Origin of the sequence: Arthrobacter sp. TS-15, from assembly GCF_006964045.1 — a bacterium.
In the GTDB taxonomy this organism is placed as follows: domain Bacteria; phylum Actinomycetota; class Actinomycetes; order Actinomycetales; family Micrococcaceae; genus Arthrobacter.
Genome location: NZ_SDXQ01000006.1, coordinates 96,117 through 108,993 on the forward strand (window position 1 = coordinate 96,117; position 12,877 = coordinate 108,993).

Annotated in this window: 16 protein-coding genes; 7 read left to right on the forward strand and 9 right to left on the reverse strand. The window is 61.3% G+C overall.

The genetic code is table 11. The features are described 5' to 3' along the window. The first annotated feature begins 115 nt into the window (after nucleotides 1-115). Genes EU811_RS01660 through EU811_RS01685 form a run of 6 tightly spaced genes read left to right on the forward strand, consistent with a single transcriptional unit; the run spans nucleotide 116 to nucleotide 5,333 of the window. Nucleotides 116-1,477: an MFS transporter gene (locus EU811_RS01660; RefSeq protein ID WP_142936783.1), complete on the forward strand. Its 1,362-nt coding sequence runs from the start codon at nucleotides 116-118 to the stop codon at nucleotides 1,475-1,477. After that, the gene (locus EU811_RS01665; RefSeq protein ID WP_142936784.1) at nucleotides 1,474-2,268 is read left to right on the forward strand and encodes a carbon-nitrogen family hydrolase; all 795 of its coding nucleotides are present in this window, start codon (nucleotides 1,474-1,476) and stop codon (nucleotides 2,266-2,268) included. The genes EU811_RS01660 and EU811_RS01665 overlap by 4 nt, the downstream gene beginning before the upstream one ends. A gap of 9 nt (nucleotides 2,269-2,277) precedes the next feature. After that, nucleotides 2,278-2,964 carry a DUF2848 family protein gene (locus tag EU811_RS01670; RefSeq protein WP_142936785.1) on the forward strand — a complete coding sequence of 229 codons (687 nt, stop codon included), beginning with the start codon at nucleotides 2,278-2,280 and terminating at the stop codon, nucleotides 2,962-2,964. Further along, a complete protein-coding gene (locus EU811_RS01675) occupies nucleotides 2,961-4,433 on the forward strand; it encodes a 4-hydroxyphenylacetate 3-hydroxylase family protein (protein ID WP_142936786.1) in 1,473 nt (490 codons plus the stop codon). Before EU811_RS01670 ends, EU811_RS01675 begins: the two co-directional genes overlap by 4 nt. 2 nt (nucleotides 4,434-4,435) lie before the next feature. After that, nucleotides 4,436-4,807 carry a cupin domain-containing protein gene (locus EU811_RS01680; protein WP_142936787.1) on the forward strand — a complete coding sequence of 124 codons (372 nt, stop codon included), beginning with the start codon at nucleotides 4,436-4,438 and terminating at the stop codon, nucleotides 4,805-4,807. 1 nt (nucleotide 4,808) lies between these two features. Beyond that, nucleotides 4,809-5,333, forward strand: a complete 525-nt coding sequence (locus EU811_RS01685; RefSeq protein ID WP_142936788.1) for a flavin reductase family protein — start codon at nucleotides 4,809-4,811, stop codon at nucleotides 5,331-5,333. 59 nt (nucleotides 5,334-5,392) lie between these two features. On the opposite strand, the gene EU811_RS01690 is transcribed toward EU811_RS01685, so the two are convergent. From EU811_RS01690 to EU811_RS24030, 6 genes are all read right to left on the reverse strand, one after another. Beyond that, nucleotides 5,393-5,713, reverse strand: coding sequence for a putative quinol monooxygenase (locus EU811_RS01690; RefSeq protein ID WP_142936789.1), 321 nt, complete (start codon nucleotides 5,711-5,713; stop codon nucleotides 5,393-5,395). A 118-nt stretch (nucleotides 5,714-5,831) separates the two neighbouring features. Then, on the reverse strand, nucleotides 5,832-6,725 hold the full coding sequence (locus tag EU811_RS01695) for a carbohydrate ABC transporter permease (RefSeq protein WP_142936790.1): 894 nt from the start codon (nucleotides 6,723-6,725) through the stop codon (nucleotides 5,832-5,834). Beyond that, complete coding sequence (locus EU811_RS01700; protein ID WP_142936791.1) at nucleotides 6,725-7,741, reverse strand: carbohydrate ABC transporter permease; 1,017 nt, start codon at nucleotides 7,739-7,741, stop codon at nucleotides 6,725-6,727. The genes EU811_RS01695 and EU811_RS01700 overlap by 1 nt, the downstream gene beginning before the upstream one ends. Before the next feature lie 5 nt (nucleotides 7,742-7,746). Continuing rightward, nucleotides 7,747-9,156, reverse strand: a complete 1,410-nt coding sequence (ngcE, locus tag EU811_RS01705) for an N-acetylglucosamine/diacetylchitobiose ABC transporter substrate-binding protein (protein ID WP_142936792.1) — start codon at nucleotides 9,154-9,156, stop codon at nucleotides 7,747-7,749. A 418-nt stretch (nucleotides 9,157-9,574) separates the two neighbouring features. Continuing rightward, nucleotides 9,575-9,985, reverse strand: a complete 411-nt coding sequence (locus EU811_RS01710; RefSeq protein WP_142936793.1) for an MmcQ/YjbR family DNA-binding protein — start codon at nucleotides 9,983-9,985, stop codon at nucleotides 9,575-9,577. 56 nt (nucleotides 9,986-10,041) lie between these two features. Continuing rightward, nucleotides 10,042-10,614, reverse strand: a complete 573-nt coding sequence (locus EU811_RS24030; RefSeq protein ID WP_238703259.1) for a polysaccharide deacetylase family protein — start codon at nucleotides 10,612-10,614, stop codon at nucleotides 10,042-10,044. 43 nt (nucleotides 10,615-10,657) lie between these two features. Between EU811_RS24030 and EU811_RS24035 the strand changes: the two genes are divergently transcribed. Then, nucleotides 10,658-10,918, forward strand: coding sequence for a hypothetical protein (locus EU811_RS24035; RefSeq protein ID WP_238703260.1), 261 nt, complete (start codon nucleotides 10,658-10,660; stop codon nucleotides 10,916-10,918). 75 nt (nucleotides 10,919-10,993) lie between these two features. On the opposite strand, the gene EU811_RS01720 is transcribed toward EU811_RS24035, so the two are convergent. Genes EU811_RS01720 through EU811_RS01730 form a run of 3 tightly spaced genes read right to left on the reverse strand, consistent with a single transcriptional unit; the run spans nucleotide 10,994 to nucleotide 12,825 of the window. Continuing rightward, a complete protein-coding gene (locus EU811_RS01720) occupies nucleotides 10,994-11,419 on the reverse strand; it encodes a CoA-binding protein (protein WP_142936795.1) in 426 nt (141 codons plus the stop codon). 9 nt (nucleotides 11,420-11,428) lie between these two features. Further along, nucleotides 11,429-12,274, reverse strand: a complete 846-nt coding sequence (locus tag EU811_RS01725) for a hypothetical protein (protein WP_142936796.1) — start codon at nucleotides 12,272-12,274, stop codon at nucleotides 11,429-11,431. Next, nucleotides 12,271-12,825 (reverse strand): RNA polymerase sigma factor, encoded by a 555-nt coding sequence (locus EU811_RS01730; RefSeq protein ID WP_142937106.1) that lies wholly within the window; start codon nucleotides 12,823-12,825, stop codon nucleotides 12,271-12,273. Before EU811_RS01730 ends, EU811_RS01725 begins: the two co-directional genes overlap by 4 nt. Between the last annotated feature and the right edge of the window lie 52 nt (nucleotides 12,826-12,877).

Genomic DNA, 12,877 nt, shown 5'->3' on the forward strand with positions numbered 1-12,877 from the left:
CGTCTACAGTGTTGTTCAGTGACTCCGCTCACGCATCGGAAGCACCCCAAATTCCTGGGAGCCTCGGCGGCCCGACTCACCGGAAACCGTCTCCCACTCGCGAAGGATCCCCACAATGACCGATTTGAAGAAAGCAGAACTCAGGCAACAAAAGCACTCCAGCCTGCCCGTGGTAGCTGCTTCGAGCCTGGCCGGCACGGCCGTGGAATGGTACGACTTCTTTCTCTACGGCACGGCTGCTGCGCTGGTGTTCAACAAGCTCTACTTCCCCACCGACGATCCCTTGGTGGGCACCATGCTGGCACTCGGAACGTTCGCGGCCGGCTTCCTTGCCCGCCCCATCGGGGCCATAGTGCTGGGGCACCTCGGCGACAAGCACGGCCGCCGCGCTACCTTGGTGGCCAGCCTCATGCTCATGGGCGTTGCCACCACGCTCATCGCCTTCATTCCCTCCTACGCTGCCATCGGCCTTGCAGCACCCTTGCTTCTCCTTCTGCTCCGCCTGATTCAGGGATTCGCACTTGGCGGAGAGTGGGGCGGCGCCGTTCTCCTCGTCTCCGAACACAGCAACGAAAGCGCCCGGCGTGCCTTCTGGGCTTCGTGGCCCAACATGGGACCGCCCCTCGGCAACCTGATGGCCGCCGGCGTCCTGGCTATACTCGCCGCCACCATGCCGGAGAGCGAGTTCCTCGCTTGGGGCTGGCGCATCGCCTTCGGATTGTCCGCCCTGTTGGTGGTCATTGGCCTGATTCTGCGGCTCTACGTGCAGGAAACCCCGCTGTTCAAGGAAGCTCAGCGGAAGCGCGAAGCCGAAGGCAGCAAGGAACGGAAGATGCCGCTGGCCATCCTGTTCCGCCGCAACTGGCGCGAGATCCTCATTGCCACCGGCAGCCGGATGGGCGAGAACGCAGGCTTCTACATTTACTCGCTGTTCATCATCACGTACGTCACCCAAATCATGGGACTGCAGAGGCAGACGGGCCTCACAGCCGTCATGATCGGTCAAGGCGTGGCCGTCGTCGCCATTCCCATCCTGGCGATCTACGCTGACAAGGTAGGCAGGAAACCCATCCTCATTGGCGCCTCGATTGCCACCATGGTGTGGGCCTTCGCGTTCTTCTTCCTCCTGAACACGGGCCAAGTGTGGGGCATCATCGCCGCAGCTATCGGAGGACTCCTGATCTTCGCGGCGTACAGCTCGGTGATCGGCGCATTCTTCTCGGAACTTTTCCCCACGGATGTCCGGTACAGCGGCACCTCGGTGTCCTACAACCTGGCGTCGCTGATCGCCGGTTCCTTGTCCCCGATCATCGCCTTGGCACTCTATAGCGCTTTCGGGACCGGCTATGCGATCGGTATCTACCTCGCTGCCATGGGCTTGATCTCCATGGTTTCGGTGATGTTCGCCAAGGAAACCAAGGGCCTAAAGCTGAGCGATTTGGACGAGCCGACCAGCAAAGAGAAGGAACAAGCATGAAAATCGCACTCGTCCAGGTGGCCAGCCCGGACTCCGAGACGCGCGAGGACCGGATCGATCGTGTGGAAGCGCTTCTCCGCGGGATCAACGGCGCCGAACTCATCGTGCTCCCTGAGCTGTGGAGCGCCGGATACTTCCACTTCGACGAGTACGAGGCCCTGGCGGAAACACTGGATGGTCCCACCGTCTCCATGTGCTCACGTGTAGCAGCGGATCTGGGCGTATACCTCCACCTCGGCAGCATCATCGAAGCCGGCCAGGACGGGCAGCTCAGCAACACCTCCATCCTGCTGGGACCGGATGGCAACGTGATCCACACGTACCGGAAGATCCACGTATTCGGTTACAAGTCAAAGGAGTCGAGCCTCCTCACCGCGGGCTCGTCACTTCCCGTGGTTTCCCTGCCGTTTGGATCCGTTGCCGGCATCACCTGCTACGACCTCCGCTTCCCGGGCCTGTGGATGGAGCTGAGCACACGCGGTGCGGAGATCGTCATAGTCCCCGCGGCCTGGCCGGCAGCCCGCCGGGAACACTGGCGCCTACTCACAACAGCCCGCGCGGTGGAACACCAGATCTTCGTGATCGCGTGCAACGCCGCAGGAACCCAGGAAGGTGTGGAACTTGGCGGGCACAGCAGGGTGGTGGATCCGGCGGGCAACGTCATAGCCGAAGCAGATGCCGGGGAGTCAGTGCTCATGGTGGACATCGATCCTACCCAGGTGGCCGCGGTCCGCAGAGAATTCCCTGTCATGAATGACCGCCTCGCAGACTACAACACATTGGCTGTCTAAGGAGCCGGAATGGAAACAACAAGGCAAGTCCCACTCACCTTCAGGGTGGTGGGCACGGACAAGACCATAGTGGTCTCGGACTTCCACGGAGTAGTGGCTGGTTACACCGGCCGGGATCCGAAGGCAGTCCAGCACCACATCGATGAATTGGCAGCCATAGGCGTAGCTCCGCCGCCAGAGGTTCCCATGTTCTACCGGATGGACTCGGACCTATTCGAAACGTCCGGGGAGCATGACACGTCGGAGAACCTGACCTCCGGCGAGATCGAACCCCTCTACATCCGCCACAACGGCCAGTACTACCTCGGCATCGGCTCTGACCACACGGACCGCGACATCGAAGCCCGGGACATTGGCGATTCGAAGCGCGCATGCCCCAAGCCCGTCGCAGGCGAGGTTATCGCCGTCGAATCCTTGGAGGACCTCGACCTCGATACCTGCACCGCGCGCTCGTGGGTTGACGGAACCCTGTACCAGGAAGGTTCGTTGAGCGGCCTGCGCAAGCCGGCCGACGTCGTCGAGCGCCTTTTGGCCCGCACCGACATCGGCGACGCTGACTTCATGTGCCTCGGCGGCACCCTGCCGCTGCTGGACGGGAAATTCGTGGATGGAACTTCCTGGAAGTTGGAGCTCTCGTTCCCGAATGGGACCACAATCGAACATAACTACAAAATCAAGAAAGGCTCACTTCGATGAGAACCGGTAAGCAGTATTTGAAGTCCCTGAACGACGGCCGGACAGTGATCCTCGATGGCGAGGTAGTCGGCAACGTCCTGGAACACCCGGCGTTCGCGAAGGTTGCCCGGACCATGTCCGAGCTGTTCGACATCGCAGCCGACCCCGCCAACGGCATGCAGTTCCATTCCGAGGAAATCGACGGGCCCGCCAACCGCACGTTCGCCGCTCCCCGCACCCAGGAGGAGCTGGTCCTACGGCGCCAGGCTATCGAGAAATGGGCCAAGCACACCCACGGCTGGGTGGGCCGGAGCCCGGACCACGTTGGTACGTTCTTCGCAGCGTTCGGCTCCCACCCGGACGTCTTCAAGAACGATGAGCGGGACTTCGCCGGCAACGTGGAGCGCTATTACAAGAAGATCCTGTCCGAAAACCTGTATCTGTCCTACGCGATCATTCCCCCGCAGGTATCCCGCGCAACCACAGCGTCAGGGTGGGAAGGCGAATACCTGCAGGTCGGCGTCGTGCGTGAAACCGAGGAGGGCATCATTGTCCGCGGTTCCCAGATGCTCGCCACCGGTGCCGCGATCGCCGACGAAGTCTTTGTCACCTGCATTAAGCCGCTGGGGCCGGACGATGTTGACTTCGCCGTCAGCTTCGCCATCCCCGTGGCCACCGATGGCTTGAAGCTCTACTGCCGCCGGCCGTTCGCGCCCGCTGCCACCAGCGACTTCGACTACCCGCTCACCAGCCACTACGACGAGCCCGACGCCTTAGTGGTGTTCGACGACGTGCTCATCCCGTGGGACCGCGTGTTCATCAACCGGAACATCGACACCCTCCGCCGCCAGTTCTTCGAAACCGGCGCCCACGCCCTGGGTAACTGGCAGGCCCAGATCCGGTTCTCCACCAAGCTGAAGTTCATTGCATCCGTGGCCCGCAAGGTCACTCAGGTGAACGGCACGGACAAGATCCCCGGCGTCCAGGAGAAGCTGGGCGAGCTCGCCGCCATTGTGCAGTCCGTCGAGTCCGCGGTCCTCGCCGCCGAATACACGGCAACAACGGACGACGCCGGCATGAGGATTCCGGGAAAGAGCGCACTGTACGGGGCCATGGGTTTGCAGTCAGAGACCTACCCTCGTGTGATTTCGATCCTCCGCGACCTCGTGGGCGGCGGGGTGCTGCAGTTGCCCTCCAGCATCGCCGACATGACCAGCAGTGTCACCCGGCCGGACATGGAACGCTACGTCCAGTCCCCCGGCGTCGCCAGCGAGGAACGCGTGAAACTGTTCAAGCTGGCCTGGGACATCATCGGTTCCGAGTTCGCCGGACGCCACCAGCAGTACGAAATGTTCTACGCCGGTGCACCGTTCGTGGTCCGAGGCGCCTACACCTACAGGAACTACGGCTACGACGCCCTGGTGGCAGAGCTGGAAACCTTCCTTGGGTCCTACAGCATCGCGGGCACCAGCGAAACGGAGGGGATCTGACCATGGCAAAGCCCGAATTCGAGTTCACCCCAGTTTCCTCGGTGGACTTCGCACCCTGCAACCCGCACATCGAGGGCCTGTCCGAGGCCATCCTCGCCCGGGATTCGGACAACGACAGCGTCACGCGCATCCTCAAGTTCGAGCCCGGCACCGACACCTCACCCAACGGCGTCCTCACCCACGATTTCTGGGAAGAGGTGTTCATCTTTGAAGGCTCGTTCGTGGACCAGCGCCTCGGCAGGACCTTCCAAGCCGGTGACTGGGCCACCCGTCCACCGGGAATGGAACACGGGCCGTGGGTTTCGGAAAACGGAGCCAAAATGTTCGAAGTTCGGTACTACACGCAGCCGGTACAAGCGGAGCGGAGCAACTGACATGAGCCTGGCACCAGCCTTCACCATCCCCGATGCCATGGGGATGCGCCGCGCAATGGGCCGCTTCCTCACGGGCGTCGCCGTGGTCACCACCCAGCATGAGGACGAGCAATATGGGATGACCATCAGCTCGCTGACCTCCATAAGCCTGGAACCGCCCATCCTGATGATCTCGCTGAACTTCGGCACCCGCACCGGAGAAGCTTTGCTGGAGAGCGGCAAGTTCGCGGTCTCTATCCTGGGCGCGAAACAGGAATCAGTGGCCCGGCGGTTCGCTGTCCGCGGCGGGGACCGCTTCGGCGATGGCGACTTCGACGTCACGGACAGCGGTCTCCCGGTGATCAAGGGTGCGCTCGCCCAGGCGGACTGCAGGGTTGTGCAGCAGTACGACGTCGGAGATCACCAGGTCTTCTTCGGCCAGGTCACCACCTGCCGGGACCGGGACGGCGAGGTGCTGGCATTCAAGGCAGGCCGCTTCGGCTCATTCAGCGACTTCGGCCATGCGGAGATTCCCTGGATGTTCTGAGTAGTCCTTAAAGGCGGTGCCGGGCTCAACGAGCCCGGCACCGCTTTCGTGTTTTCGCCCTACGCGATGGTGAGCTCACCCATGCGGTCCCAGCCGCTGCCTTCGAACTGGCGGCTGATAATGTGCGGGGTCTCCACGAGAGCCTGCGGCATGTCCGCCATGGCTTTCTTGAAGTGAGCGCTGTTGACGTGCGCCTCGGCAGCGTCGTCCTGGAAGGCTTCCACCAGGACAAACTCGTTGGGGTTATCCACACTGCGGGACCAGTCGAACCACAGGTTGCCCGGCTCTTCGCGGGTCGCCTTGGTGAAGTCGGCCACCAAATCCAGCCACCGTTCGGACCACTCGGGCTTGACGTTGAACTTGACCACAATAAAGATCACGGGCTGCTGCCTTTCGTTGCACTACAGATCCGTTCCATCCTTTCAGATTTAACGCCCGACGGCGGCCCGCACCTTGAGGTGAGGACCGCCGTCGAACGCTGTTTGCTGCGTGGAGCTACTACTTTGAGGTGCCCTGTGACACGGAGCCCTGCAGCTGGCGCTGGAAGATCACATAGACAATAAGCACCGGAATGACCGTGACACTGACGGCTGCGAACAGCGCGCCGTAGTCCACCGCATAGCCCATCTGGCCGGCGAAGGCCGCGAGTTCCTGCGACAGGACGCGCGGACCGGCGGCGTTGATGGATACCGGAATCAGGAACTGGTTCCACAGGCCCAGGAAGTTGAAGATGGCAACCGAGGCGAGGCCCGGCTTGGCCATCGGCAACATGACCTGGAAGAACGTCCGCCACTCCCCTGCGCCGTCCAGGGCCGCTGCTTCAGTGATTTCGTGAGGCAGTGACTTGAAGAAGGAGAAGAGGAAGAACACCGTGAACGGAAGCGCGAAGCCCACGTACACCAGGATGAGTCCCGGCAAAGTGTTCAGGAGCCCCATGTTCTTCAGGACGAAGAACAACGGAACCATGGCAAGGAAGATCGGGAACGTCAGGCCGGCGAGCATCAGGTAGTAGATGGCCCTGCTGCCCGGGAAAGTGTAGCGGGCCAGCACATAGGCACACATCGCACCGAGGACCATCACGATCACCAGGGCTGCGGCCACAACGATGATGGAGTTCAGGAAGGCGCTGCCGATCCCGGCATCGCTCCAAGCCTTGACGTAGTTGTCCAGTTTCCATTCACCCGGCAAGGCGAACGGCGAAGCAAAGATCTCGCTGGAGGTCTTGAAGGAGGACATGAACGTCCACAGGAGTGGAAGGATGACGATCAGTGTCCAAATGGTCAGCGCGGTGTGCGACACCGCTCCCACCACTTTGTCACCCGGCGTGGTTCCCGGAGTCCGCGGTTGGAAGTGCAACGACTTCATTTCCGGAGATGAGACTTTGGTTGTCATTACTGGCTCACATCCTTATCGCCGCCGGTGAGCCGGTTAACCATGAACACCAAGCCGGAGAAGATCAGCGTGGCAATGGCCAGCACAACGCCCATGGCACTGGCGAGGCCGAACTGCCCCTTGCTGAATGCGGTGAAGAACAATTGTTGCGCCATGACCAGCGTGGAGTTGTCGGGACCACCGCCGGAGTTGAGGGCAGCCATGTAGACGAAAGCATCCAACGCCAGAATGCCCATGTAGATGTAGGCGGTCTGGATGTTGTCGCGGATCAAGGGGATGGTGATGGATACGGCGGTCCGGAAACGTCCGGCGCCATCAATCCTGGCAGCCTCGAAAAGCTCGGCAGGAATGCCCTTGATGCCAGCTACAAACAGGACCATGTAGAAGCCAACGAAGCCCCACACAATGACGAACATGGTGGCGATCATGGCCGTGTTCTTATCACCCAGCCAAGCGAAGTCCTTGAACTGGTCCAGGCCGAGGCCCGTCAGGATGCCGTTGAGCAGACCGCCCGAAGGATCGTAGATCTGCCCCCACATGATGCCGATTGCTACAGCGGGAATGGTGTAGGGGAAGAACGACACTACGCGGTAGAAGCTGGAATTGCGCAAACCCTTGGTCTGGCCTTTACTGCTTCCGCCTACAGTCACCAGCGAGGCAAGCACCAGGCTCAAGATGATGGTGATGATGGGAAGGAAGATGACCAGGACGATGTTGTTGGACATCGCCTTCATGAAGATGTCGTCAGTAAAGATCTTCACGTAGTTTTCGAGGCCGATGAAGTTCTGGTTGGGCGAGAAACCGGACCAGTCCGTCAGCGAATACCCGAATGCCTGAATAAACGGCCAAATCACGAACAACAGGTAGATCGCCAACGGCAGTCCGAGGAACACCGCAAAGAAACTGACCTTGTCCCACGTCAATGGCTTACGCCGTCGCCTCACCACTTGCAGTGGGGCCTTCGCCGGAACGACGGCGGCCAGGCCGTCGTCGTTCCGGCTCTGCTGAGTTTTCACTGAAGTCACTTCACTTCGATCTTCTTGACCGAGCTGTCGTTACGAACCTTATCGGTGATGTTCTGCAGTGCGGAGGTGAGGGTTGCAACGTCCGACTTACCGTCCAGGAAGGTGTTCCAGACAACCAGTTGGTCCTTGTTGGTGCCGTACAGGTCAATGAAGTTCCAGGAGTAGACGTTGTCGCCGGCATCGCTGAGCATCTTGGTCTGCGAAACCAGAGCCGTGGAACCGAAACCATCGGCCGGGACGGTGTCCTTGACGATGGTCGGCGCCAGTTTGGTCTTGGCGAAGTTGGTGGCAGCTTCCTTGGAGAGCATGATCCGGAGCAGTTCCTTGCCACCGGCAGCGTTCTTGCCCTGCGACGGGACAATGAACGGCTCACCTGCAGCACTGTGAAGTGCCGTCTGGGGCATCTTGGGGCTGGCGGTGACAGACGGGGCCGGGGTACCCATCATGTTGAAGCCGGCCTTGGTCTGGTCCTTCATTTCGTTTTCGATCCAGGAGCCCGAGGGGTAGAACACGGCTTCCTGGGCGTTGCTCCACTGTGCCTGTGCTGCCGTGAACTGGGTGCCTGAGCCGCCCGGCTTGAAGAAGCCGGCCTTGACGATCTTGTCCATGACCGCGAAGACGGACTGGATGGCCGGGTGCGACCAGCAATCGGCTTTGAGGTTTTCAAGGCCGAGGCGGACGTCGTCGCCGCCTTCCTTGATGGCGGATGCAATGGCCAGTTCCTGGTAGTACGTGGCCGCTTCCTTGCCCCAGACGAAGAGGTACTTGCCCTTGGCTTTGGCTTGCTCGCCCAGGGCGTACATTTCATCCCAGGTCTTGGGAACAGTCCAGCCGTTTTCCTTGAGCAGGGAGTCGGAGTACCACACAGCGAAGACGGTCAACACGTAGTTCAAGGCGGCAAGCTTGCCGTCGAAAGTACCTGGAGCCAGTACGCCGGTGTACAGGGTGTCCTTGATGACCTTGCCCTCAAGGTTCTTGGCCTCCACGACGCTGGTGAGGTCTTCAAGCTGGGCAAGGATGGTGCTGAAGCCGATGGCCTTCGCGCCGGAGTTATCGATCAGGTCCGGCGGGTTGCCACCGACGAAGCGCGGCTGAAGTTCCTGCGCAATGTCCGTGGACGGTGAGATCTTTGCAGTGGAGCCCTCGTGTGTCTTCTCGAAGATCTTTCCGGCGAACTCGACGTAGTCGATGCCGTAGCCACCCTTGAAGATCACGGCGTCCAGGGCGGCCTTGTCAGCCATGCCGAACGGGTTGGTGTCGGAAACGGTGCCCGTGGGACCGGTTGTGGTGGTGCCGCCGCCTGCGGCACAGGAAGCGATGGTTCCCCCCATGGGCACGAGCACGGCTGCTGCGAGTGCTCCGCGCAGGAATCCACGGCGACCGACGGACTGGTGCTGAACGTTCATTTCAAACCCTCCAGTGACTCGTAGTGTCCGGACTGTTGCGGCGGGAAAGCCGTTCAGCCAGACAGTCTGGGCTGGCGCTCTGGCAGCACCAACCTTCTGTGACATAATTCACCAGGAATGATCGAAAATCAATCTTTCTTGGTACTTTCGATCAACATTTGTCAAAGCGTGATCTTTCTACGGGCCACCGGCGAGGGCCTTTCCGCACTCGGCGATCGCCTGGCGGGCCGTCACCCTTTGCCTCCCAGTTCCCAGTGGTACCGGGCATTGTTGGGCAAAACGGGACTCCGCCAGGCCTGGGGTGAGCACCTCTTTACCAGGCGGAAACGAGCCAAAGCTTGCGCGCAAAGCAATCATCCAGCTATGCACTATCAATCTAGTCCCATGTCAGTGCCGTGGGGAGGGGTTTGCGGGCGTGTCAGGTGCCCTGCGGTTTTGCGAGCCTGGCCCAGCCGAGCTGTTCCTGTTGTTTGCGGCTCAGCGTGGCCACCACGAGGTCGTAGGAGTCCTCCACCATGTCCCGGATCACCTCATCAGAAAGGTTCCCGTCCAGTCGGACCCCGTTCCAATGGGTCTTGTTCATGTGCCATGCGCCGGTGATTTCGGGGTTTGCTGCCCGGAGCTGTTCAGCCAGGGCGGGCTCGCATTTGAGGCTCACGGACCAGTTGTCCGGATCCATGGATGACAACGCGAACATCTTAGCTTGGTGCCTGGCCCCTCCAGTGACGGCTGCACGCACCTTGAACACTGAGGTTTCGGGGCCGAATGGGAAGTCTTCGAACGCGCCGGGGAAGCTGAGGCAAATTTCGCGGAGGGCGGGAACATCCATGGAGAGAGCCTACTGGCGGTCCGGGCCGGCGACCACGCCCCTCACCGGGCAGCGCCTTACGCCACGCCCAGGAAGTCCTCCAGCAGCACCACTTCCAGCCCTGCTGCCAACTGGGCGGCGCGGAATGCGGCGAGGTCGGCGGCAAACTCCGCCCGGAAGTGCATGAGCACAATATCGCCGGGACGAAGCGAGTTGCCCACCTGGTAGTCCATCTTCCCGGCGTTTGCCTTGGCCTCCCACGTAACAATCGCCTTCATCCCTGCATCGGCAACGGCTTGGCGCATCACGTTGGAGTATGCGCCTCCCGGGGGTCGGAAAAGCGTGGGACGTCGTCCGTAGTGCTGAAATGCGTACTCCTGCATTCCCACCATGTCATTGAACTGCTGCTGATAGCCCCACTGCCGCACCATGTTGATGTTGTGGGTGACCGTGTGGTTCTCGATCAGGCTGCCCTGGGCTTTGAACGCGTTGAAGAACGCCGGGTTGTCCGCCACGGTGTCCTTGGTGAGGAAGAGCGAGGCAGGATAGTCGTACTCTGTCATGAGCTTGATCGACTCCGGCGTTTTGATGTTGCCGTCGTCGATGGTCAGGAATACCACCGGGTGCTTGGTGTCGATCTTGGTAATCACGGGCGCAAGGCCGCCGACAATCGGCGGGAGTTGATAGTCCGGGATGAACGTCCGCCGGATGCGCTTGGTGGGGGTCGCCGTCGGTGTGGGCGTCGGAGAAGCGGACGACGTCGGAACCTCGCCTGCAACGGCCATGGCGCCGTTCGGTCCCGGCACCTCGGGCGAGGCGGCAGCGCCACTGGGCGTCTGCACCGGCGTCGAACTCTCAGCGGCATTGCAGGCCGTCAGGCCGGCCACCATGGAAGCGCCCAAAACACTGAAGACGGCCCGCCTGCTGGGAGTGGAAAAAGGCTCCGCAGAATGACTGCCGAACATGGTTGTCCCCCAAAGACTCAAAAAGTGATTCAGCTGCAATCTAGCAGAGGAATCGGCACGGCCATCACAGGCCGTAATGCCAGCCTTCACGTGCCGGGCAGGAGTTAACCACTACGTCCAGTCCCGCATCATGTGCCCGCTGTACGGCGTCGTCGTCAAAGACTCCCAGCTGAAGCCAAACGGCCTTGGCACCAATAGCTATCGCCTGATCAATGACCGCCCCAACACGTTGGGAGTTGACGAAGCAATCAACAACATCAATGGGGTACCTGGCCTCGGGGATCTCCGCCAGGGATTTGTACCCTTTTTCTCCGTGCACTTCCTCGCCTTTGAGGTTGACGGGGATGATCTCCATGCCCATCTTGTCCCGCACGTACAGCGAGACGTCATAGGCGGAGCGCCATTCATTGGTGCTCAGGCCAACAATTGCCCAGGTGCCCTTTGTTCGCATCAACCGCTCGACGACGGCGGGATCGTTGACATGCATCATGACCCAAGCTTACTTAGGCCACTGCTTCCAGGTGTCCACGGACGCCGGTAATTGCGCGTCATTGCGCTCGTCGCTGAGCGCGGTGTGCCGATATCCGGGTTTGGTTCGTTCCGCAGACTTAGCGGCTTGCTGCTTGTCCTCCTTGTCTGACTTGTCCTCCTTGTCTGACTTGTCCTCCTTGCCTGAGTCCGGCTTGGGCTGCGGGCTCAGGGGTAGATTCGGCGCAGTCTTCGTTTGCGGAGGTCCAACCGGTACGGCACTGCCCGGGACAGCACCGCTTGGAGGGGTGCTGTTGTGGGCGGGCGCTTCAACCACGCCAGGGGCCGGCGGCTGCGCGGGTACTTGCGCCTGCGCCTGGGTCTGTGCAGGAATTTCGGCAGGCGCACCACTACCGGGTACCGGCACGGATCCGGCAGCTGGGGTGGTCGGAAGCGCAGCTGGATCCACCGCCGGAGCGGGTTCGGTCATAACGCGCGGGGCGTCGGGACTGGGCAGCGCGGGGGCTGCGACTGCCGGCTGCGGCCGGACGTTTCCCAGAAGCTCATCCATGAACGACGGGTTCCGGGTAAACCCGGAACTTGCGGCTGCAACGCCACTGACGCCCAGACCCATCGCTGCCACCACGGCGACGCCGACCACGGCGGTGCGGTGCTTGCGCCTCCATCGGCGTTTGCTGACTTCATCGTGGGGGCCGGACAGCATTGCGGAAAGCTCGGCACCCGGAGTTGGGGCCGCAAGATTGGCGAAGGACCCCAAGGAGAGGAGCGCACGCCGGACGTCAGCTGAGTCGGCCGCATCGGCGTCGAGCAACAGCTCCTCCGCGATCACTTCACGTTCACTATCTCTGTATGTCATGGCGACACGTATTCCTTTACTGCCGAATGCTCACGGAGCGTTATTAGTGCCCGCCGCTGCAGCTGTTTCACTGCCCCGGCGGATTTCCCCATGATGTCGGCAACCTGCTCCACGGTCAGGCCCGCCACGATGCGAAGGGTCAAGACCTCCCGCTGCTCGTCGCCGAGGTAGTCCAGGAGCTTCATGACCTCCTTGGGCGCCAAAAGTCCCAAAGCTTCCGCCTCTGCGGAACTCACTTCCCGGGTGTCCCGGTCCGGCTCGAACTCGTGCTGTTCCGGCGACCTGCTTTGCTTCCGATGCTCATCCACCATGCGGGCATGAGCCACCGAGAAAATGAAGGTTCGGAGGCCATGAGCCCCACCGCTGATGTCATCCAGCCTGGGCAGGATGGCCAGGAACACGTCCTGCGTAACTGCCTCCGGATCCGGTACACCTTTGGCCGTCAGATAACCGAGGACCTGGCCGGCGTACGCCTGGTAGACGGCGCCGAACAATTCCGCGTTATTGCCCTTGAGTGCAAGTAGCGCTTCATCGGTCAATGCGTCGGTCACAGTATTGAGGCTTTCGATCGGCGGCAGGTCCGTTGCTTGGGCCTGGACGTCC